Annotated in this window: 20 protein-coding genes and 1 tRNA gene; 12 read left to right on the top strand and 9 right to left on the bottom strand. The window is 60.2% G+C overall.

Annotated features, from left to right (window positions below):
- Window positions 1-106 precede the first annotated feature (106 nt).
- Window positions 107-424, bottom strand: coding sequence for a hypothetical protein (locus tag AC1DF8_RS04970; RefSeq protein ID WP_018114959.1), 318 nt, complete (start codon window positions 422-424; stop codon window positions 107-109).
- 227 nt (window positions 425-651) lie between these two features.
- Here AC1DF8_RS04970 and AC1DF8_RS04965 point away from each other — a divergent pair.
- The 5 genes from AC1DF8_RS04965 to AC1DF8_RS04945 all read left to right on the top strand — a co-directional run bounded on the left by AC1DF8_RS04965 (window position 652) and on the right by AC1DF8_RS04945 (window position 4140).
- Window positions 652-741, top strand: a tRNA-Ser gene (locus tag AC1DF8_RS04965).
- Between the two features lie 269 nt (window positions 742-1010).
- Window positions 1011-1727, top strand: coding sequence for an SOS response-associated peptidase (locus AC1DF8_RS04960; RefSeq protein WP_113016227.1), 717 nt, complete (start codon window positions 1011-1013; stop codon window positions 1725-1727).
- Between the two features lie 222 nt (window positions 1728-1949).
- Window positions 1950-2156 (top strand): hypothetical protein, encoded by a 207-nt coding sequence (locus tag AC1DF8_RS04955; RefSeq protein WP_018114961.1) that lies wholly within the window; start codon window positions 1950-1952, stop codon window positions 2154-2156.
- 420 nt (window positions 2157-2576) lie between these two features.
- On the top strand, window positions 2577-3068 hold the full coding sequence (locus AC1DF8_RS04950; protein WP_018114962.1) for a hypothetical protein: 492 nt from the start codon (window positions 2577-2579) through the stop codon (window positions 3066-3068).
- Window positions 3069-3147: 79 nt separating this feature from the next.
- Entirely contained in the window at window positions 3148-4140 is a 993-nt protein-coding gene (locus tag AC1DF8_RS04945; RefSeq protein WP_477995142.1) for a DUF72 domain-containing protein, read from the top strand.
- Here the strand turns inward: AC1DF8_RS04945 and pncB are convergent.
- The 8 genes from pncB to AC1DF8_RS04905 all read right to left on the bottom strand — a co-directional run bounded on the left by pncB (window position 4137) and on the right by AC1DF8_RS04905 (window position 13625).
- Window positions 4137-5441 (bottom strand): nicotinate phosphoribosyltransferase, encoded by a 1305-nt coding sequence (pncB, locus tag AC1DF8_RS04940; protein WP_113016224.1) that lies wholly within the window; start codon window positions 5439-5441, stop codon window positions 4137-4139. The genes AC1DF8_RS04945 and pncB overlap by 4 nt on opposite strands.
- Before the next feature lie 177 nt (window positions 5442-5618).
- The gene (locus AC1DF8_RS04935) at window positions 5619-5912 is read right to left on the bottom strand and encodes a hypothetical protein (protein ID WP_113146774.1); all 294 of its coding nucleotides are present in this window, start codon (window positions 5910-5912) and stop codon (window positions 5619-5621) included.
- A 142-nt stretch (window positions 5913-6054) separates the two neighbouring features.
- Window positions 6055-7014 (bottom strand): 2-hydroxyacid dehydrogenase, encoded by a 960-nt coding sequence (locus AC1DF8_RS04930; RefSeq protein WP_113146773.1) that lies wholly within the window; start codon window positions 7012-7014, stop codon window positions 6055-6057.
- A gap of 25 nt (window positions 7015-7039) precedes the next feature.
- Complete coding sequence (locus AC1DF8_RS04925; protein WP_477995141.1) at window positions 7040-8668, bottom strand: ABC transporter ATP-binding protein; 1629 nt, start codon at window positions 8666-8668, stop codon at window positions 7040-7042.
- Window positions 8665-9813: an ABC transporter permease gene (locus tag AC1DF8_RS04920; protein WP_112542802.1), complete on the bottom strand. Its 1149-nt coding sequence runs from the start codon at window positions 9811-9813 to the stop codon at window positions 8665-8667. The genes AC1DF8_RS04925 and AC1DF8_RS04920 overlap by 4 nt, the downstream gene beginning before the upstream one ends.
- A complete protein-coding gene (locus AC1DF8_RS04915) occupies window positions 9813-10898 on the bottom strand; it encodes a microcin C ABC transporter permease YejB (protein ID WP_113203503.1) in 1086 nt (361 codons plus the stop codon). The genes AC1DF8_RS04920 and AC1DF8_RS04915 overlap by 1 nt, the downstream gene beginning before the upstream one ends.
- Before the next feature lie 146 nt (window positions 10899-11044).
- A complete protein-coding gene (locus AC1DF8_RS04910; protein WP_477995140.1) occupies window positions 11045-12880 on the bottom strand; it encodes an extracellular solute-binding protein in 1836 nt (611 codons plus the stop codon).
- Between the two features lie 115 nt (window positions 12881-12995).
- Window positions 12996-13625 carry a TetR/AcrR family transcriptional regulator gene (locus AC1DF8_RS04905; RefSeq protein ID WP_112970256.1) on the bottom strand — a complete coding sequence of 210 codons (630 nt, stop codon included), beginning with the start codon at window positions 13623-13625 and terminating at the stop codon, window positions 12996-12998.
- Window positions 13626-13666: 41 nt separating this feature from the next.
- Here AC1DF8_RS04905 and AC1DF8_RS04900 point away from each other — a divergent pair, with 41 nt between their 5' ends.
- From AC1DF8_RS04900 to AC1DF8_RS04870, 7 genes are all read left to right on the top strand, one after another.
- The gene (locus AC1DF8_RS04900) at window positions 13667-14239 is read left to right on the top strand and encodes a hydrolase (protein ID WP_477995139.1); all 573 of its coding nucleotides are present in this window, start codon (window positions 13667-13669) and stop codon (window positions 14237-14239) included.
- Between the two features lie 111 nt (window positions 14240-14350).
- On the top strand, window positions 14351-15445 hold the full coding sequence (gene mepA / locus AC1DF8_RS04895) for a penicillin-insensitive murein endopeptidase (RefSeq protein WP_477995138.1): 1095 nt from the start codon (window positions 14351-14353) through the stop codon (window positions 15443-15445).
- A gap of 94 nt (window positions 15446-15539) precedes the next feature.
- A complete protein-coding gene (locus tag AC1DF8_RS04890; protein WP_018114974.1) occupies window positions 15540-15920 on the top strand; it encodes a methylglyoxal synthase in 381 nt (126 codons plus the stop codon).
- A 28-nt stretch (window positions 15921-15948) separates the two neighbouring features.
- The gene (locus AC1DF8_RS04885; protein WP_112542807.1) at window positions 15949-16965 is read left to right on the top strand and encodes a glucokinase; all 1017 of its coding nucleotides are present in this window, start codon (window positions 15949-15951) and stop codon (window positions 16963-16965) included.
- Window positions 16966-17058: 93 nt separating this feature from the next.
- Window positions 17059-18846 (top strand): ABC transporter ATP-binding protein, encoded by a 1788-nt coding sequence (locus AC1DF8_RS04880; protein WP_113114819.1) that lies wholly within the window; start codon window positions 17059-17061, stop codon window positions 18844-18846.
- Window positions 18847-18864: 18 nt separating this feature from the next.
- Window positions 18865-19689, top strand: a complete 825-nt coding sequence (gene dapB / locus AC1DF8_RS04875; protein ID WP_477995137.1) for a 4-hydroxy-tetrahydrodipicolinate reductase — start codon at window positions 18865-18867, stop codon at window positions 19687-19689.
- Window positions 19690-19711: 22 nt separating this feature from the next.
- Window positions 19712-20347, top strand: a complete 636-nt coding sequence (locus tag AC1DF8_RS04870) for a 2,3-bisphosphoglycerate-dependent phosphoglycerate mutase (RefSeq protein ID WP_007813953.1) — start codon at window positions 19712-19714, stop codon at window positions 20345-20347.
- The last annotated feature ends 17 nt before the right edge of the window (window positions 20348-20364 follow it).

Below are 20364 nucleotides of genomic sequence, written 5' to 3'. Positions count from 1 at the left end.
CGCTAAAATGCGGATTTTCTAACCAGTGGCCTGGCGGCATCGGGCTCATCATCCCGCCATTTCGGGAACTGCCGATTGCACTTTTTCACACCCTCCAGCTCTTCAGCTATGCGGTAAAGCGGCCGGCCACGGGCGGCTTCTTGTAGCCAACCATCCACAGGATGAGCGACAGCACCAGAAACACGGCAAAGGCCGGCTGCAGCATGAGCCACTGGAAGATGAAAGCGTAGAAACGCGGATGGACATAATAGGAAACGGAAGACTGGAGCGCGGTAAGCGTCGAGGGGCTGACATCCTGCCATGCATCCGACATCGGGGTCATGAGCACTTGCGAGGATGCAACGGACTGAATGGAATCGATGGTTCCGGCAATGACCGCAACTGCCAGCGCAAACAGGCTGGCAAGACGCAACAAGAAACGCATCAAATCCTCCGATGACGGGTGTGCCTTGATGTCCGGCGAGCCGCGCCAATCTCCACTCAAACCTAGAGATAGGCTCGGAGCAGACACAGCGCAATGGACGGCATGCGCGCAGTTTTATCGGAAGAAGTCAAAAAACTGTTAGATTTGGGTTGATCGGCAAAAATTCTTGGGTATATATCGCGCCGTTCCGACGATTTGCTCCTCTCCAAGGCGCGAACGCCCAAAAAGGACAGGTGGCCGAGTGGTTTAAGGCGCACGCCTGGAACGCGTGTGTACGTGAAAGCGTACCGTGGGTTCGAATCCCACCTTGTCCGCCATTTTTCATCTAACTACCTGTCTTCCCTTATCCTTTTCTGATTCCCGGTTGGGGGTGACCCCGGAATTGATCCCAGTAACGCAATGGCTTCGCCTCGTCGCTTCAAACGCACAAACTCTGCGGCCGCGTTAACGCCAACATTTTTCATGCAAACAAATCCTTGACGGTTCTTTAGCTTCGCCTAATGTGTTCTCTTTATGTTCCGTTGATTGGCCGCAACCTTGTCCGATCAGCGCAAAGCAGGGCCGAGCTCAGAGCGGAGGGAAAAGCATGTGCGGGAGAGTGTTCGTCAAATCCGATCTGGTCACGCTGATGCAGGCTTTTGCCTTTGCCGGCAGAGAAGGTGCACTCGGCATGGCAAACCAGTTTCCGCGCTACAACGGCGCTCCGAGCCTGGATTACCCTATCATCATCATGGATGTTGACCGGAACAACAACATGGGCGCCAACTTCGCACCGGCGCAATGGGGGCTGAAGCCGGCCTGGTGGAAAGCCGGGATGCCTACGCCGGTCAACGCAAAATGCGAAGAAGTTGCCGACAAGCCAATGTTCCGGAATGCTTACCAGAGCAGCCGCTGCCTCGTGCCGATCGACGGGTATTTTGAATGGAAAAAACTCGAACCTTCGGGAAAGAAGAAGCAGGCCTATGCAATCGCGATGAAGAGCGGGCAGCCTTTTGCTCTCGCCGGCCTCTGGGAGAGGTGGCGCGATCCAAAAACCGATTTGCAGGTTCGGACTTTTACCATCCTCACCTGCGCCGCCAACGAAATGATGTCGACTATCCACGACCGTATGCCTGTTATCCTGCATGAAAAGGACTATCAGCGCTGGCTATCCGACGTGCCGCCGCCGCATGATTTGATGACGCAGTTTCCAAGCGAACTAATGACCATGTGGCCGATCGGACCCAACGTCGGCAATCCAAGGAATGACCAGCCCGATATCATCGAGGAGATCGACCCTGATCCAGAGCCGTCTTTCCTATAGTCGGCGGCGAAACAAATCTCAGCATTGTTGAGGCGCGGCTTAATTGCGCGAGGTGTCGATGTCCGAACTTCTCCCTGCCCCATCAACGATGATATCCGCCTGCACATCCCGCCGGCCAAGTTCGGCGGCGCGACGAAATTCGTGGGCTTCTCCACAACTCGACCCTAACGCGATAGGTTGGTCCACATTTTCATTGCCAACGACACAGAGGGGAGACCAGCAATGGCGAATTTCAAGGCTGAAGACGAAGCGATCGGAACGATCATCCTGGTGGAGGAACTGTTTCAAACCATGGTCAAGTCCGGCATCCTGCCTGCATCCGTTATGGCGGATGTCGTGCGCGGCGCAGTTGCGAGGCTGGATACGACCGATCATTTCGGCGCGGGTGCGGCTGTCCGCCACTATTTCGAAAGCTGGCTGTCGAAGTAGATAATCTTATCTGCTGCATAGGGTGCCGCAGTTTTCAACTGCTCTATAGCGAATGTCAGATCAATGCCTGTCATGTCACAATCTGACATTTCCCACACCGCGCATGGGCAAACTTGTGCCAGTTATGCGTCCTATGCGCGGCGGTAGTTGAAAGCCCCACCGCCAGGATGGGATTGGCTGCCGCGGTGGACATCCATCCCCAAGAAGGCCTCCGTGCGGCCTAGCGCGGTCGCCTTCGCAATGTCTTTGCTTGAAGACACCAAAAATGGACTGCGCGTTTAAATATTGGGCGCTTTGAGGCCCGCGATCGGTAAGGCTTGGCAAAGCAAAAGCCGGTAACGATCCTATGTGGCGCGATCCGGAGCGAGAGGGGCGGCAAGGGCTGCTGCCCGCCGGGACGCGACCATGCGGGGACCTACCATGAAGAAGCTCATCATTGCCGCAGCCTTTGCGGCATTCCTGCCTGTGATTGCCCAGGCGGAAACGCTGGAATTTCCGAGCGACGATCCGGTCGCGACCGTCACTATTCCCGACAATTGGGGGCCGAAGGAGACGGAGACCGGCATCGATGCCCAGTCCGAGGATTCGGCGATCTATCTTTCAATCGACGTTGCCGATGAAAAGACCAGCGACAAGATCATCGACGAGGCCTTCGCCTTCCTGCAGAAGAACGGCGTCGCCATCGAGGAGAAGACCCAGAAGGAATCCGAAGCCGAAATCAACGGCATGAAGATGAAAACCTTCGACTGGGACGGCAGTGACAAGGAAGGCCCGGTCAATATCGGCGTCGCCGTCCTTTCGCCTTCTGAGGGCAAGCTGCTCCTGATCACCTATTGGGGCACCAAGGGCAAGCAGGACGCTCATGACGACGAGCTGATCGCCATCATCAGCTCGCTGAAGCCGGCCGGCTGATTTTGAGATGAGGCGCTGCCGGCAAGGCGGCGCCTTTCTTCATTCGGGAACAAGAGCGCAACGGCACAGTTCCCTTTGCATGACAAAAACAAGGGCAAAAACAGGCACGATCCGCATCGGCATATCGGGATGGACCTATGCGCCCTGGCGCGGTGTCTTCTATCCCAAGGGATTGGCTGGGAAGAGCGAGCTTGCCTATGCCTCGCGGCAATTTCCTTCCATCGAGATCAACGGCACATTTTACGGGCTGCAGAAGCCGGATGTCTTCGCCAGCTGGCGCGATGAAACACCCGATGGTTTCGTCTTTTCGGTCAAGGGCTCGCGCTACATCACCCATCTCAAACGCCTGCGCGACATCGAAACGCCGCTTGCCAATTTCCTCGCCTCCGGCCTCATGCGACTAGGCCCGAAACTCGGGCCGATCCTCTGGCAATTTCCGCCAGGCCTGACATTCGATGCCGATCTCTTCGCAAATTTCCTGGCAATGCTACCCGAGAATACGGATGCTGCGGCCGACATCGCGAAACGGCATGACGAACGGCTTGACGGCCGCGCCTGGACGAAGAGCGAGACGAGGCAGCCGATGCGCCATGCGCTGGAAATCCGCCACGACAGTTTCCGCGCACCCGAATTCATCGAACTGCTGCGCAAGCACAAGGTCGGGCTGGTGGTGGCCGATACGGTGGAATGGCCGCTGCTGATGGATGTGACGGCGGATTTCATCTATTGCCGCCTGCACGGATCGGAGCAGCTTTACGTCAGCGGTTATAGCGGTGAGGCGCTTGATCGCTGGGCCCGGCGCATCGATGCGTGGACGCATGGAATGGAGCCAGATGATGCCGACCGCATCAAGCCGCCGCTGAAACGCTCGGCGAGCGGGCGCGACGTCTATGTCTACTTCGACAACGACGTGAAGGTACACGCGCCGGCCGATGCCCGTTCACTCGCCGACAAGCTCGGCGTCGCCCGGCCGCCGGATGATGGTCTTGTCGTCAAGCCGAAAAGCCGGGGCGGCAGGACGGCGGTCGAGGAGCCGCGCCGGCACTGGCCGGCGCTGCGGTCGACGATTTAGACCAGCACGGCCTGATCGGTGCGGTCCTCGGTGCCGAAGAACTTCAGATAGCGCTCTACTTCCGCCGGTTCGCCGGTCGCCTTCTGCGGGTTGTCCGAAAGCTTGACGGCGGGGCGGCCATTGGCGTCGCTCACCTTGCAGACGATCGAAATCGGCAGGAAGTCGGAACTGTCGTTCGGTGCACAGCCGGCGAAGTCATTCGTCAGGTTCGTGCCCCAGCCGAAGCTCATGCGCACGCGGCCTTCGAAATGCTTGTAGGTATCGATGATCGCATCGACATCGAGGCCATCGGAGAAGATCAGGAGCTTCTGGCGCGGGTCGCGGCCCATCTTCTTCCACCAGTCGATGATCTTTTCGCCGCCTTCGACCGGCGGAGCGCTGTCCGGGCGGAAGCCGGTCCAGTCGGCCACCCATTCCGGCGCGTCGCGCAGGAAGGCGGCGGTTCCGAAGGCATCCGGCAGCACGATCAGCAGGTTGCCACCATAGAGCTTGTTCCAGTCGCGCAGCACCTTGTAGGGCGCGTTCTTGAGCTGCTCGTCGGTCTCGGCAAGGGCTGCGGCCACCATCGGCAGCTCGTGGGCATTGGTGCCGACGGCTTCGAGATCGGAATCCATAGCCAGCAATACATTACTGGTCCCGGTGAAGGCCGGGCCGATGCCTTCCTTCAGCGCTTCGACGCACCAACGCTGCCAGAGGAAGCTGTGGCGGCGGCGGGTACCGAAATCGGAAATGCGCAGGCCCGGTAGTTCACGGAGCTTCTCCACCTTGGCCCACATCTTGGCTTTGGCGCGGGCATAGAGAACATCGAGCGTGAAGGGGCCCATCGCCTTCATGGCAGCGCGCGAGCGCATCTCGTTGATGATGGCAAGGGCCGGGATTTCCCACATGGTCGTTTCCTTCCACGACCCATGGAAATCCAGCACATATTGCCCGTCCTTCTTGGAGAGTTCGTATTCCGGCAGCTGGAAATTGGAGAGCCAGGCAAGGAATTCCGGCTCGAAGATCTGGGCGCGGCCATAAAAGCTGTTACCGGCGAGCCAGATCATCTCCTTCTTGGCGAGCTTCAGCGTGCGCGCATGATCAAGCTGCTCGCGCAACTCCCCCTCGTCGATCTGTTCGGCGAGACGCACGCGCTTGGTGCGGTTGATGAGGGTGAAGGAGGCGTTCACATCTGGATACAGCTTCCAGATCATCTGCAGCATCAGAAGCTTGTAGAAGTCCGTATCGATCAGACTGCGGACGATCGGATCGAGTTTCCAGGTGTGATTATAGACGCGTCTTGCGATATCGGTCCTGGCCATGAAGCTCCTGCCTGTCCGTCAATCCGGTCAGGCGCGACCGTCTCGCGGCCAACGCACGAAACCGGCTCGTGCGCCTTCTTATCGAAAAATCGATAAACAAAGTCCAGAAAAAACAACAGCGACACCCCGCAGCCATTCTTGCTGCGGGGCGTGGTTTAAACGTTTGATATCAGCTCGTTATTGTGCGGGTGCAGCGGGCTGGACCGGCGCTGTGCCGCCATTCTGAGGCGGAGCCGCCGGAACCTGAGACTGCATCTGCTGACCTGGCTGCTGCGGGGCGACATCATCGGCCTCCTTCTGACCCCAGATCTCCACAGGAATCCAGACAAGGAAAGCCAGCACCAGTGCAGCGACCAGTACGGTCAGGATGCGATAGCCGGTACGGCCCTGCTTGGCCTTGACAGGCGAAATCTGCTCTTCGGCATGAAGCTTTTGATCGGACTTTTCCCAACGCGTTTCCGTATGCGTCATGATCGTCTCCTTGCGGTAATCCGTAGACAAAGGCCTGCGGAGCTTCCGGAATGAAACGAGGAGCAGCGTAGTATGGTTCCGAGAAGGACTCTTTAGAGCATGTCGTTATTGCAAAACCGCGGCACACTTTTGCGCGACATGCTTAGTACCCAGATTTACGATCGACGACGAATTGCAGCGCCTCGCCCCGTTCGAAACGGGCGATCTGGGTTTCGACATGGCGGAAAAGCGCGTTCTCTTCGGAGATCGCGGCGTCGTGCGGGGTGACGAAGACATTGTCCAGATGCCAGAGCGGATCGTCCGCCGGCAGCGGCTCGACCTCAAAGACGTCAAGCGAGGCGCCGCCGAGCACGCCGCCCTCAATCGCCGCCACGATATCGGCCTGGACCTGGCTCTTGCCGCGGCCTGCATTGATGAAGACCGGTTTGCCGAGCGCCCCGCCCTGGCGAAGCTTGGCGAAGAAGGCCTTGTTGTAGAGGCCCGACGTCTCAGGCGTCAGCGGCAGCAGGCCGACGACGATATCGGTCTTCGACAGGAAGGTATCGAGCTGCGGGCCGTGGAAGGTTTCGATGCCTTCAACTTCCTTCTTCGAGCGTGACCAGCCGATGACATTGAAGCCCATGACCCTCAGCTTGGCGACCGCGTCCTGGCCGAGAATGCCGAGACCCATGACGCCGACGGTAATTTCGGCGGCTTCCGGCGGGACGAGCTTGCCCCAGACACGGTCGCGCTGGTCCCGGTCATGCGCGCGCTGCAGGCGCAGATGCATGAGGCACTGCATGACCACCCATTCGCTCATGCGTGTCGTCAGGCTGCGGTCGGCGAAGCGGACGATCGGGATGTCGGGCAGATCGGGAATGGAGAGGATGCTATCGACCCCGGCACCACCGGAGAACAGCGCCTTCAGGTTCGGCGCCCGCATAAAGATATCGGCATCCGGCTTCCAGAGCAGCGCATAATCGACGCCGGTCAGGTCGAGTTCCTTGCTGGCCGGATCGGCTGAATTGATGCTGCCGCGATCGGCAAAGGCGGTCTTCAGGATGCGGGCAACGGTCTCAGGATCGAACTTGAGATCGACGAGGATGGGAGGTCTTGCTGACATGATCTTCTTTACTGCTGCCCGTCTTTTACTGCTGAACGGCTGATGTCGGTACCGCCTCGATATTAAAGGCGGCGGCCATCAATGCCTTGGTATAGTCATCCTTCGGCGCCTGGAAGATATCCGCTGACGGCCCCTGCTCCACCACCTTGCCGAAGCGCATGACGATGACATCATTGGCAAGCGCTTTCACCACCTTCAGGTCGTGGCTGATGAAGAGATAGGCGAGATCATGCTTCTTCTGCAGGTCGCGCAAGAGGTCCACGACCTGTGCCTGCACGCTCATGTCGAGCGCCGAGGTCGGCTCGTCGAGCATGACGAAGCGTGGCTTCAGCACCATGGCGCGGGCGATGGCGATGCGCTGACGCTGGCCGCCGGAGAATTCATGCGGGAAGCGCCAGCGGGTGAGCGGATCGAGGCCGACTTCTTCGAGCGCCCAGCAGACGCGCTGGTCGCGCTCTTCTGATGACAGCGAACGTTCATGTACTTTCAGGCCTTCGGCAACGATATCGCCGACGGACATGCGCGGGCTCAGCGAACCATAGGGATCCTGGAAGACGACCTGAAGCTGGTTGCGCAGCGGCCGCATGTCCGTGAATGAATAGCTCGCTATATCTTTTCCGACAAAGGAAATGCGCCCCTTCGAGGAGATGAGACGCGTGAGCGCCAGGCCGAGCGTGGTCTTGCCGGAGCCGGATTCACCGACGACGCCGAGCGTCTGCCCGGCCCGAAGCGTCAGGTCTATGCCATCGACGGCCTTCACGTGATCGACCACCTTGCGCATGAAACCGGCCTTGATCGGGAACCAGACCTTGATGTCATTGCCTTCCATGACAACAGGCTTGGAGGCATCGGTCGCCGGCGGATCGCCGCGCGGTTCAGAGGCAAGCAGATGGCGGGTGTATTCGTGCTGCGGATTGGTGAAAACCTCTTCCACCGGTCCGGTCTCGACGATCTTGCCCTTGGTCATGACGCAGACGCGGTCGGCGAATTTGCGCACGATGCCGAGGTCATGGGTGATGAAGAGCATGGACATGCCGTGCTCGCCCTTCAGCTTGCGCAGGAGCTCGAGGATCTGCGCCTGGACCGTGACGTCGAGTGCGGTGGTCGGTTCGTCGGCGATCAGCAATTCCGGCCGATTGGCGAGCGCCATGGCGATCATCACGCGCTGGCGCTGGCCGCCCGAGAGTTCATGCGGATAGGCTTTCAGGCGCTTTTCCGGCTCGCGGATGCCGACCTGATTCAGGAGTTCCAGCACGCGGGTGCGCGCCGCCTGGCCGGTGATGCCCTGATGCAGCGCCAGGATTTCGGCAATCTGCCCTTCGATCGTATGGAGCGGATTGAGCGAGGTCATCGGCTCCTGGAAAATCATGGTGATGTCGTTGCCGCGCACGGCGCGCATCTCGCGATCGGAGGCTTTCAGCAGATCCTTGCCCTTGAACAGGATTTCGCCGCTCGGGTGACTGGCAGCGGGATAGGGCAGGAGCCGCAGCACCGAATTGGCCGAGACAGACTTGCCGGACCCGGATTCGCCGACAAGCGCCAGAACCTCGCCCTTCTGGATATCAAAGGAGATGCGATCGACGGCAAGCGAGGTTTCGCCCCCCTGATGGAAGGCGACGGAGAGATCGCGGACGGAGAGCAGAGCTGCACTCATTGGAACGTCTTTCTCGGATCGAAGGCATCGCGCACCGCTTCGCCGACGAAGATCAAGAGCGAGAGCATGATCGACATGGTGAAGAAGGCCGTCAGCCCGAGCCATGGCGCCTGAAGATTGGCCTTGCCCTGGGCAATCAGCTCGCCGAGCGAGGGAGAGCCCGGCGGCATGCCGAAGCCCAGGAAGTCGAGCGAGGTCAGCGTGGTGATCGAGCCCGAGAGGATGAAGGGCAGGAAGGTCAGCGTCGCGACCATCGCGTTCGGCAGCATGTGCCGCCACATGATGGTGCGATTGTTGACACCGAGCGCCCTTGCGGCCCGCACATATTCGAAATTGCGGGCGCGCAGGAACTCGGCACGCACGACGCCGACGAAGCCGACCCAGGAGAAGAGCAGCATGATGCCGAGCAGCACGAAGAAGCCGGGCGGCAGGATCGCGGCGATGATCAGCAGAATGTAGAGCACCGGCATCGAGGACCAGATCTCGATGAAGCGCTGGAAAAACAGGTCCGTCCAGCCGCCGAAATAACCCTGGACGGCACCCGCCGTCACACCGATGACGGCCGAGCAGATGGTGAGCACGAGGCCGAAGAGAACGGAAATGCGGAAGCCATAGATGACGCGGGCCAGAACGTCGCGGGCCTGATCGTCCGTGCCGAGCCAGTTGAGATTGCCGAGCCTGCAGCCGGGATCGTTGATGCCCTGCGGATAGGCCGAGCAGCGCTCCTCCTTCGACATCAGCCAGAAGGGCGGGGTCGGGGCCGAATGCGGGATGTTGGAATTGACCGACTGGTAGGAATAGCGGATCGGCGGCCAGATCATCCAGCCATTGGCATCGATCTCATCCGCGATGACGGAAGAGCGATAGTCGGTCTCGGCCAGGAAGCCGCCGAATTTATCTTCCGGGTAATCGACGACGACGGGGAAAAGGATCTCGCCCTTATAGGAGGCGATGATCGGCCGGTCGTTGGCGATGAATTCGGCAAGCAAGCTGAGTACGAAGAGGACGAGGAACAGCCAGAGCGACCAGTAGCCGCGCTTGTTGGCCTTGAAGTTGTTCCAGCGCCTGATGTTGGTGGGCGAGAGCAGGCCTTTGCGGGGCGGGCGGACGGGTGCAGCCGTCGTCGGGTTTGCGGCGACATCCATCAGACGTCCCTCCGCTCGAAATCGATGCGCGGATCGATCCAGGTATAGATCAGGTCGGAAATCAGGCCGACGAAGAGGCCGAGCAGCGAGAAGATGTAGAGCGTCGCAAAGACGATCGGGTAATCGCGGTTGACGACCGAGAGATAACCGAGGCGGCCGAGGCCATCGAGGGAGAAGATGTTCTCGATCAGGAGCGAGCCGGTGAAGAAGGCGGAGATGAAGGCGCTGGGGAAGCTTGCGATGACGATCAGCATGGCGTTGCGGAAGACATGGCCGTAGAGCACCTGCCGTTCGTTCAGGCCCTTGGCGCGCGCGGTGATGACATATTGCTTCTTGATCTCGTCGATGAAGGAATTCTTGGTCAGAAGCGTGGTGGTGGCGAAGGATGCGAGCGCCAGCGAGATCAGCGGCAGCGTGAGGTGCCAGAAATAGTCGAGCGGCTTCTGCCACCAGGCGAGCTGATCGAAATTATCGGATGTCAGGCCGCGCAGCGGGAACCAGTCATAGAAGGAGCCGCCGGCGAACAGCACGATCAGCAGGATGCCGAACAGGAAGCTCGGCACGGCATAACCGACGATGATGACGCCCGACGTCCAGACATCGAATGAGGAGCCGTCCTTGACCGCCTTGCGGATGCCGAGCGGAATGGAAATGGCGTAGGAAAAGATCAGGATCCAGATGCCGAGCGAGATCGAGACGGGCAGCTTCTCCTTGATGAGATTGAGCACGGTCGTATTGCGGAAGAAGCTTTCGCCGAAATCGAAGCGGATGTAATTCCACATCATCTCGCCGAAGCGGGTCAGCGGTGGTTTGTCGAAGCCGAACTGCTTTTCCAGCTTGGCGATGAGCTCTGGATCGAGCCCTTGAGCGCCGCGATATTTCGAGCCGGCATCGTCGAACTGCTGGCCGGTATCGCCACCACCGCCGAGACGCTGGTCAGCGCTGTCGGCCTGTCCGGTCAGCTGGGCGATCACCTGCTCCACCGGGCCACCGGGGGCGAACTGCACGACGATGAAGGAAATTGCCATGATGCCGACAATCGTCGGGATCATCAGGAGCAGGCGGCGAAGGATATAGCCCCCCATCAGCGTCCGCCGATCCGGTAGACAGCCGCGATGCTGCGACGTTCAGATTTCGCCAATTCCCAACTTTCCTTTTGTTTGCCCTCGTCGGCTATCGCCTGATTCGCGCATAATTTGGACGCCCGCGGCCATCGAAGGCAAGGATTTCCTTATTTGCCCGCATGGGTTGACCACCACACACCCGGCATGCCGAGCCCGTATTCGGGCAATTCGGCCGGATGCGCGATGCTGTTCCAGTAGGCAAGGCGCGAGGTGCGTGAGCTATAGCTCGGCACGATAATGTGCTTGGCAAGCAGAACGCGGTCGAGTGCCCTCGTCGCCGCTACCAGCTCGTCGCGATCCTTGGCGAAGATCACCTTCTTGATGAGCGCATCGATGCCGGGATCGCTGATGCCGCTGTAATTTTGCGAACCTTCGCGCTTGGCAGCATCCGAGCCCCAATATTCGGCCTGTTCATTGCCGGGGTTAATCGATTCACCCCAGCCATTGTACATGACGTCGAAATCGCGCGAGCGCCAGCGGTTGGTAAATTGCGATGGCTCGATGCTGCGCACGCTGGCATCGATGCCGATCTTCTTCAGGTTCTGCGAGAAGGCGAGTGCGACAGGCTCGATCGTCGGCCCGTTGAGCAGGATTTCGAAGGAGAGCGGCTGGCCGGTCTTCACATTGACCATGCGGTTGCCCTTCAGCTCGTAGCCAGCCTCCTTCAACATGCCGATCGCGGTACGAAGATTGTTGCGCAGCTTGGCCGGATCGCCACCGACCGGATTGGTGTAGGGCGTGGTGAAGACTTCGGGCGGTACCAGATCCTTGACTTCGTTCAGGATTTCCAGTTCGCGGCCTTGCGGAAGTCCGGATGAAGCAAGTTCGGTACGGAAATAGAAACTGTCGATCCGCTCATAGGAGCCGTAAAAGATCGTGCGGCGCAGCTCTTCGAAATCGAAGGCGTAGTTCAGCGCCTCGCGCACCTTCTCGTCGGCGAACTTGTCGCGGCGCAGGTTGAAGATGAAGCCGACCATGACACCGACCTTGCGCATTTCGTTTTCGACTTCCTCACGCTTGATGCGCCCGTCTTTGACGGCCGGGAAATCATAGGCGGTGGCCCAACGCTTGGCGGCATTTTCCCACCAGTAATCGGTATTGTTCGAGCGGAAGGCTTCGAACATCACGTCGCGATCGGCAAAATAGGTATATTCGATCGCGCCGAAATTGTTCTGGCCGACATTGACGTTGAGGTTCTTGCCCCAATAGTCGTCGCGCAGCTCGTAGCGGATCTTCGAGCCCGGCGTCACCGAAACCATCTTGTAGGGGCCGGAACCCATGGGGATTTCCAGCGAGGTGCGGGAAATGTCGCGCGGCTTGCCGTCTGCGCCATTCGCCTCCCACCAGTGCTTGGGCACAATCACCAACTGGCCGACGATCTGCGGCAGTTCGCGATTGTTGGGTTCGTCGAAAGTGAAGGTCACATCACGATCGCCCGATTTTTCGACCGACTTCACATGGCGATAATAGAACTCCATCTGCGGATCGTTCTTCTTCGCCTGCTCGAAGCTGAAAACGACATCCTCCGGCGTCACCGGCTGGCCGTCGGCCCATTTGGCTTCGGCGCGCAGGCGGAAGGTCGCCGAGGTCAAGTCATCGGGATATTTCACGCCTTCGGCCAAAAGGCCGTAGGACGACGACAGCTCGTCGAGCGCAGGGGTCAGCAGGGTATCGAACACCGTGCCCAGACCGGCGCCCACCTCTCCGCGCGCAAGCAATGGGTTCAGCGTATCGAAGTTGCCTTCGTCTGAAAGACGCAGGGTACCGCCCTTCGGCGCTTGCGGGTTGACATAGTCGAAATGATCAAAACCAGAGGGATGCTTGAGATCGCCGACCGTCGAAATCCCGGCCCGCCATCCATCCGCATCCTGTGCAAAAGCCCCGAAAGCGAGAAACAGAGACGTTGCCGCGGACAGAAAAAATTTCGGCGTCCAAGATGCCATTCACCAAACCCCTTGTTCTTTTTTGCATTGTCGACAATACGAGAAATGCAGGCGAAAAACAGGAAAGAGTTTGTTTTTTAGCAGGCTCGCGAAATTTTGACCTTATCATCGGAGGTCAGGGCGTCACTTCTTCGAGACGCTTGCGAAGCATGCGTCGCAGCTCCCCGACGAGGCGCGGATCGCCCGAGCCGTCGGGGTCGTTGGCGGCGGCGACAACGATGCGCAAAAGCTCCAGGACGAGAGCGCCCAGGAGATCCACATCGCGCTCGACCGACGGTTCGGCATTCTTCAGGAGTGCGGTAATGCTGGTGCGAAGCTCCGCGCGCGATTTCGCCTTACGCTCCTTGGGAACGTCGCGCCGCGCGGCAAGAACCGGAAATTCCTGATAATCCTCGATGAAGCGGCCAAACCGCGTGAAGATGGCGTCACCGATTTCGGCAGCACCCTTCCCCCGGGTCTTCTCAGCGAGATCTGCGAGCCCGCTGTTCAAACGCTGCAGGCGATCGATATGCAGCGCCTCGGCAAGCAGAAGCTTGGTCGGAAAGAACTGATAGAGCGAGCCAATCGACGAATTCGCTGCCGCTGCAATCTCCGTCATGGTCGCGGCGTCATAACCCTTTTCGAGAAAGACCCTCGCTGCTGCCTCGAGCAGCACGGCGACGCGCTCATGCCCGCGCTGGCGCTTCGGCACACGGGTTTGCGGTTCCGGGCTTGATTTTTGTGAGGCTATCCTCGTATTTGTCATTGTGAGGATATCCTCATATTTCTTCACCACGGAGACTTCCCATGTCCCTCTACGATCCCAAGACCACCGCACTCATTTCCATCGACCTGCAAGGCTTTATCGTCAGCCGGCAACTCGCCCCTCATTCGGCCCGGCAGGTGATCGAGAATACCGCCGCCATCGCTACCAAGCTGAAGTCCGAAGGCGGGACGGTGATACTCGTCACTGTCGGATTCTCCCCGGACTATGCCGATGCTGTCAACCAGCCGGTGGACGAGCCGGCGGTTTTCCCCGAGGGTGGTCTTCCGGCGGCCGCGCTTGAAGCACCGGCGGAAATCGCTGCGATCGCGGCCGACGTTCAGATCGTCAAGCATCAATGGAGCGCCTTCTACGGCACGGAACTGGATCTCCAGCTTCGCCGCCGCGGCATCAGGACCGTGATCCTGACGGGCATCGCCACGAATTTCGGCGTCGAGGCGACGATCCGCGATGCCTATGCCCATAATTACGCTGTCATCGCCGTCGAGGATGCGATGAGCACCTTCACCGCCGAGATGCATTCACTGTCCTGCGAGCGCATCTTGCCGCGCCTTTCGCGCGTGCGCAAAACGGCCGAGGTCTTGACCAACAACTGACGATGCGGCGATCCGTCCTCGTCCCGCCGGCCAAAACATCGATTCACCAAAATTGCTTTTCACGATAGATTCGATCGCAAATCACTTTGGTAAATGCGGCAAGGGAACGGCATGGCTTTCAAGGCCCAGACTTTCAGGACACTCGGCAAATTGGCCTTTGACTTCAGGACGTTTGGCAAGCTAACGCTTGCCGGCGCAATCGGCGCAAGCCTTGTCGCCGGCGATGTCGGCGCACAGCAGAAGACGCCAAGCCCCGGCAGCGCCAAGGCCATCTTCGGCGCGGTGAAATTGCCGACGCAGGGGCCGGCGCAGCCGATCGGTTTCTACGCCAAAGGCTGCATGACCGGTGCGCAGGCGCTGCCGGCCGACGGGCCGACCTGGCAGGCGATGCGCCTTTCGCGCAACCGGCGCTGGGGCAATCCGGCGATGATCTCGTTCCTGGAAAAATTCTCTCAGGATGCGCGGGCCAGGATCGGCTGGCCCGGTATCCTCGTCGGCGATATCGCCCAGCCGCGCGGCGGGCCAATGTTCAACGGCCATGCCTCGCACCAGATCGGGCTGGATGCCGATGTCTGGTTTACACCCATGCCCGCCCAACGCCTGACCTACGAACAGCGGGAAGACCTGCCCTTCACCACCATGCTGCAGAAAGACAAGTTCCTGACCGTCGACCCGAAAGTGTGGAGCGAGCAGCGGGCAGAACTTCTGATGCTGGCGGCAAGCTATCCGCAAGTCCAGCGCATCTTCGTCAACCCGGCGATCAAGAAGAAGATGTGCGACACGTGGACCGGCGACCGCACCAATCTCGGCAAGCTCAGGCCCGAATATGGGCACGATTCGCATTTCCACATCCGCATGAAATGCCCGCCGGGCGACAAGGGCTGCACCGGACAGGCGCCGGTGGCGGCCGGGGACGGCTGCGACAAGTCGCTGGCCTGGTGGTTTACGAAAGAGCCGTGGGCGGCGCCGAAGCCGAGTGCAAAGCCGCCGAAGCCGCCGCGTGAGGTCATGGTCTCCGACCTGCCGAAGGCTTGCTCGGCCGTTGTCAACGCCCCGTCCATCGCCTCCGCGGAAGCCGGGACCTATGGTGGTCCCTCCGCGGCGAGTGCACTGACGGCGGCGCCGGCGGCGGCACCCCCTGTCGATACCGGCAGCGCGCTTCCTTCCGTCGGCCCGGTTCCGAACGACAAGCCGATGGTGCAATAGGCTGAACGGGCTGGCGGGCGGCTGTCTTTCAAATCACAAACGCCTGGTGTAGAAGCGGCCAAATCGATTGAATTCTCGCGCGGAGGGTCCGACCATGGCCGGCAGCAAGTGCCTAGCATTGATTGCGCATGACCAGAAGAAGGACGACATGGCGGAATTTGCCCGCCGAAACAGAGATCTCCTCGCCCAATGGAAAATCGTCGCTACCGGCACGACCGGCGGGCGTGTGCTCGATGCCGCACCCGACCTTCACGTGACCCGGCTGCAAAGCGGCCCGCTCGGCGGCGACCAGCAGATCGGTGCACTGATTTCCACCGGCGAGGTCAGCGCCCTGATCTTCTTCGTGGACCCGCTGACGCCGATGCCGCATGATGTCGATGTAAAGGCGCTGATGCGGCTTGCGATCGTGTACGACATTCCGATGGCGCTCAACGGGTCGACAGCCGAAAAGCTTCTCCCTACCCTCAACGCCTGATCCCTCGGGCTACAGCACGGAACCGGCCATGACTGCATCCTCTACTCCCTTGCCCTTTCCGATCCTGATCGGTGACATCGGTGGCACGAATGCCCGCTTCTCCATTCTGACGGATGCCTATGCGGAGCCGAAGCAGTTTCCCAATGTGCGCACCGCCGACTATCCGACGATCGACGAGGCGATCCAGAAGGGCGTGCTCGACAAGACCTCCGTGCAGCCGCGTGCAGCAATCCTCGCCGTTGCCGGCCCGATCAAGGCCGATGAAATCCCGCTGACCAACTGCCCCTGGGTGGTCCGCCCAAAGAGGATGATAGAGGGCCTCGGGCTCGTCGACGTGCTCGTCGTTAACGACTTTGAAGCGCAGGCCCTGGCGATCGCGGCACTCTCGGACGATAATCGCGAACGTATCGGCAATGCCTCTGGTGACATGGTCGCCTCCCGCGTCGTTCTCGGACCGGGCACGGGCCTCGGTGTCGGTGGCCTCGTCCATACCCAGTCGACGTGGATTCCGGTTCCGGGCGAAGGCGGGCATGTCGATCTCGGGCCGCGCAGCAAGCGCGACTATGAAATCTTCCCGCATGTCGAGACCATCGAAGGCCGCATTTCGGCCGAGCAGATCCTCTGCGGACGCGGCATCGTCAATCTTTACCGCGCCATCTGCGCTGCCGACGGTGTGGGGCCGACCATGAGCGACCCGGCGGACATCACGTCGCATGCGCTTGCCGGCAGCGACAAGGTCGCGGTCGAAACCGTCTCGCTGTTTGCCACCTATCTCGGCCGCGTGGCGGGCGACATGGCGCTGCTTTTCATGGCCCGCGGCGGTGTCTATCTCTCGGGCGGCATCTCGCAAAAGATCCTTCCGGCACTGAAAATGCCGGAATTCCGGGCCGCTTTCGAAGACAAGGCACCGCATTCGGCGCTGCTGCGGACGATCCCGACCTATGTCGTCACGCATCCGCTGGCTGCTCTTGCCGGGCTTTCTTCCTATGCGCGCATGCCAGGAAACTTCGGCCTTTCGACGGATGGGCGGCGCTGGCGGGCCTGAGCCTGTCTAGCCAAAGCTTCTTCGACTCTTTATAGAGCCCGCGAATATGCGTGCCGCGCTCAAGGCATGCGATCCTGAGACAGGAAATCTTTTTTGGAAGCCGCCGACAGCAGACAACCACACGCCAACAGCGATACCGTGACCGGCATCCTGAAACGCATCATTGCGGAAAACGGCCGGGACCATCTCTGGGGCTATGTCTTCGCGATTGCCTGCCTGATCGTTGTGGCGCTTTCGACGGCTTTCACCGCCTGGATCATGCGGGCGATCATCGACGAGGCCTTCGCCAACAGGCGTGCGGACGTTGTCTGGATCATCTGTCTTTCCATTTTTATCGCCTTCATGCTGCGCGGTTTTGCGAGCTACGGGCAGGGTGTCGCGCTATCGCGGATCGGTAACGATATCGTCGCGCGCTACCAGCGGCGGATCTATTCGCATCTGATGACGCTCTCCGTCGGCTACTACAACGAGGCTCGTTCGGCGCATATCGCCGCCCAGGTGAGCCAGAACGTCACCGGCATCCGCGACGTTTTGAACCTCACCATAACCTCGACGGTCCGTGACCTCCTGACTTTCGTCGCCCTGATCGGCGTCATGGTCGTTCAGGACCCGTTACTGAGCCTTGCCGTTTTCATTCTGGCACCGCCACTGCTTTATGCGCTGCGTTATGTTTCCAAGCGTCTTCGCTCGGCAACCCGCGAGGCGGTCAACCTCAACAGCCATGTTCTCGGCGCCATGCAGGAGACGATTCAAGGCATTTCCATCGTCAAGGCCTTCACGATGGAAGAGGCACTTGAAAACAAGGTCAACAAGTTGATTTCGGCGGCCGAAGGCAGGGCGAACCGCATAGCGCGGCTTTCCGAACGCACCTCGCCGCTGACGGAGAGCTTTGCCGGATTCGCCGTTGCGAGCGTGCTTGCCTATGCGGCCTACCGCTCGATCTACCAGGGCGTACCGCCGGGTGCCTTCTTCTCCTTCGTCACGGCGCTGCTGCTCGCCTATGATCCGGCCCGTCGCCTTGCCCGCCTGCAGGTTCAGATGGAGCGCGCCGTCGTCAACGCCCGAATGATCTACGAGTTGCTCGACATGGAACCGCGTCAGCGCGAATTACCGGATGCAAAGCCACTTGTCGTGACCGAAGCAAAGATCGAGCTGCGAAACGTCTCGTTTGCCTATGGCAATGAAAGCGTGCTGAACACGGTGACGCTGACGGCAGAGGGCGGAAAAACGACAGCACTTGTCGGCCCGTCGGGCGCCGGTAAGTCCACCGTCATCAGCCTCATTCCCCGCTTCTACGATCCGCAGGAAGGCCAGATCCTGATCGACGGGCAGGATATTGCGCATGTGACCAAGCAGTCGCTGCGCCAGCAGCTCGCCTATGTTTCGCAGCAGCCCTATCTCTTCGAAGGCACGATCCGCGACAATATTCGCTACGGCCGTCCGGAAGCGACGGATGAAGAGATCGAAAAGGCGGCGCGGCTTGCCTATGCGCATGACTTCATCGTTTCCCAGCCCCAGGGTTATGACACACCCGTGGGCGAAAACGGCGTGACACTGTCAGGCGGGCAGCGCCAGCGGCTTTCGATCGCCCGTGCCTTGGTGCGCAACGCGCCGATCCTGCTTCTCGACGAAGCGACCTCGGCGCTCGATACGGAATCGGAAGCAGCCGTGCAGAAGGCGCTCGACGAGGCCATGACCGGCCGCACGGTCGTCGTCATCGCTCATCGTCTGTCCACCGTGGTGCGCGCCGACAAGATCATCGTGATGCAGCAGGGCCGCGTCGTGGAAGAAGGCAATCACGAGACGCTTGCGAAGGTCAGCGACGGTCTTTACGCTCGCCTCAATAATCTGCAGAGGCCTTCGGCTTCTGATTCATACTGATCAGGATGATGGACTGACATGAGCGACGCTGCGATGAAACTGGTTGTGGTCGGAGCGGCGGGGCGCATGGGGCAGACGCTCATCCGTCTCATCCATTCCATCGATGGTGTTACGCTGCATGCAGCGGTCGAGCGGCCGGGCTCTCCTTTCATCGGCAAGGATGCCGGCGAAATATCAGGGCTCGGTCCCAACGGCATCATCATCGGCGACGATCCGCTGGCAGCGTTCCTGCATGCCGAGGGCGTGCTGGACTTTACGTCACCTGCCGGCTCCATCGAATTTTCCGGTCTCGCCGCGCAGGCCCGTATCGTTCATGTCGTCGGCACGACCGGCTGCTCGCAAGAGGACGATGCGAAGATTGCGGCGGCTTCGCGCCATGCCCGCATTGTCAAATCCGGCAATATGAGCCTCGGCGTCAACTTACTTAGCGTTCTCGTGCAGCAGGCAGCCCAGGCGCTCGATCCTGTCGACTGGGACATCGAAATCCTCGAAATGCATCATAAGCGCAAGGTCGACGCACCCTCCGGCACGGCATTGCTGCTCGGCGAGGCGGCAGCGAAGGGCCGCAATATCGATCTTGCCGCGAAATCCGTACGCGTGCGTGACGGCCATACCGGCGCGCGGGAAACCGGTACGATCGGCTTTGCGACATTGCGCGGCGGCTCCGTCATCGGCGAGCATTCGGTGCTCTTTGCCGGCGAAGGCGAAACCGTCACCCTTTCGCACAGCGCAACCGACCGTTCGATTTTCGCGCGTGGCGCCATCAAGGCAGCGCTTTGGGCGCGCGACAAGAAACCGGGGCTCTATTCCATGCTCGACGTTCTCGGGCTTTCTTCCCATTGACCATTTCTCGGAGGCATTTTTCATGAGCGGTACCCTCGTCCTCGTTCGCCACGGCCAGAGCGACTGGAATCTCAAGAATCTTTTCACCGGCTGGAAGGACCCTGATCTGACCGAGCTCGGCATCCAGGAAGCCACGACCGGCGGCCAGGCGCTTGCCGACTATGGCATCAAGTTCGATATCGCCTTCACCTCCGCGCTGGTGCGCGCGCAGCACACCTTGAAGCTCGTCCTCGACAAGGTCGGCCAGCCTGATCTCGAGACGATCCGCGACCAGGCGCTGAACGAGCGCGACTACGGCGACCTCTCCGGCCTCAACAAGGACGATGCCCGCGCCAAGTGGGGCGAAGAGCAGGTGCATGTCTGGCGCCGCTCCTATGACGTTCCGCCTCCGGGCGGCGAAAGCCTGCGCGATACCGGCGCCCGTGTCTGGCCTTATTATCTGACGGAAATCCTTCCGCGCGTCCTGCGCGGCGAAAAGGTGCTGGTTGCCGCGCACGGCAATTCGCTGCGTTCGCTGGTCATGGTTCTCGACAGGCTCACCCGCGAGCAGGTTCTGTCGCTCAATCTCGCGACCGGCGTGCCGATGGTCTACAAGCTGAAGGCAGATTCGACCGTCGCTTCCAAGGAAGTGCTTGGGGACATGTCCGGCGCGCATTGAGCGAGATCAGGCATTGA

Source organism: Rhizobium sp. 05N49 (assembly GCF_056396805.1).
Note: the sequence above shows the minus strand (reverse complement) of the source record. Positions and strands in the feature narration are given on the sequence as shown.

Coding starts and splice junctions, on each gene's coding strand:
- AC1DF8_RS04970 (WP_018114959.1), bottom strand. CDS start 424: ATGCGTTTCTTGTTGCGTCTTGCCAGCCTGTTTGCGCTGGCAGTTGCG.
- AC1DF8_RS04960 (WP_113016227.1), top strand. CDS start 1,011: ATGTGCGGGAGAGTGTTCGTCAAATCCGATCTGGTCACGCTGATGCAG.
- AC1DF8_RS04955 (WP_018114961.1), top strand. CDS start 1,950: ATGGCGAATTTCAAGGCTGAAGACGAAGCGATCGGAACGATCATCCTG.
- AC1DF8_RS04950 (WP_018114962.1), top strand. CDS start 2,577: ATGAAGAAGCTCATCATTGCCGCAGCCTTTGCGGCATTCCTGCCTGTG.
- AC1DF8_RS04945 (WP_477995142.1), top strand. CDS start 3,148: ATGACAAAAACAAGGGCAAAAACAGGCACGATCCGCATCGGCATATCG.
- pncB (WP_113016224.1), bottom strand. CDS start 5,441: ATGGCCAGGACCGATATCGCAAGACGCGTCTATAATCACACCTGGAAA.
- AC1DF8_RS04935 (WP_113146774.1), bottom strand. CDS start 5,912: ATGACGCATACGGAAACGCGTTGGGAAAAGTCCGATCAAAAGCTTCAT.
- AC1DF8_RS04930 (WP_113146773.1), bottom strand. CDS start 7,014: ATGTCAGCAAGACCTCCCATCCTCGTCGATCTCAAGTTCGATCCTGAG.
- AC1DF8_RS04925 (WP_477995141.1), bottom strand. CDS start 8,668: ATGAGTGCAGCTCTGCTCTCCGTCCGCGATCTCTCCGTCGCCTTCCAT.
- AC1DF8_RS04920 (WP_112542802.1), bottom strand. CDS start 9,813: ATGGATGTCGCCGCAAACCCGACGACGGCTGCACCCGTCCGCCCGCCC.
- AC1DF8_RS04915 (WP_113203503.1), bottom strand. CDS start 10,898: ATGGGGGGCTATATCCTTCGCCGCCTGCTCCTGATGATCCCGACGATT.
- AC1DF8_RS04910 (WP_477995140.1), bottom strand. CDS start 12,880: ATGGCATCTTGGACGCCGAAATTTTTTCTGTCCGCGGCAACGTCTCTG.
- AC1DF8_RS04905 (WP_112970256.1), bottom strand. CDS start 13,625: ATGACAAATACGAGGATAGCCTCACAAAAATCAAGCCCGGAACCGCAA.
- AC1DF8_RS04900 (WP_477995139.1), top strand. CDS start 13,667: ATGTCCCTCTACGATCCCAAGACCACCGCACTCATTTCCATCGACCTG.
- mepA (WP_477995138.1), top strand. CDS start 14,351: ATGGCTTTCAAGGCCCAGACTTTCAGGACACTCGGCAAATTGGCCTTT.
- AC1DF8_RS04890 (WP_018114974.1), top strand. CDS start 15,540: ATGGCCGGCAGCAAGTGCCTAGCATTGATTGCGCATGACCAGAAGAAG.
- AC1DF8_RS04885 (WP_112542807.1), top strand. CDS start 15,949: ATGACTGCATCCTCTACTCCCTTGCCCTTTCCGATCCTGATCGGTGAC.
- dapB (WP_477995137.1), top strand. CDS start 18,865: ATGAGCGACGCTGCGATGAAACTGGTTGTGGTCGGAGCGGCGGGGCGC.
- AC1DF8_RS04870 (WP_007813953.1), top strand. CDS start 19,712: ATGAGCGGTACCCTCGTCCTCGTTCGCCACGGCCAGAGCGACTGGAAT.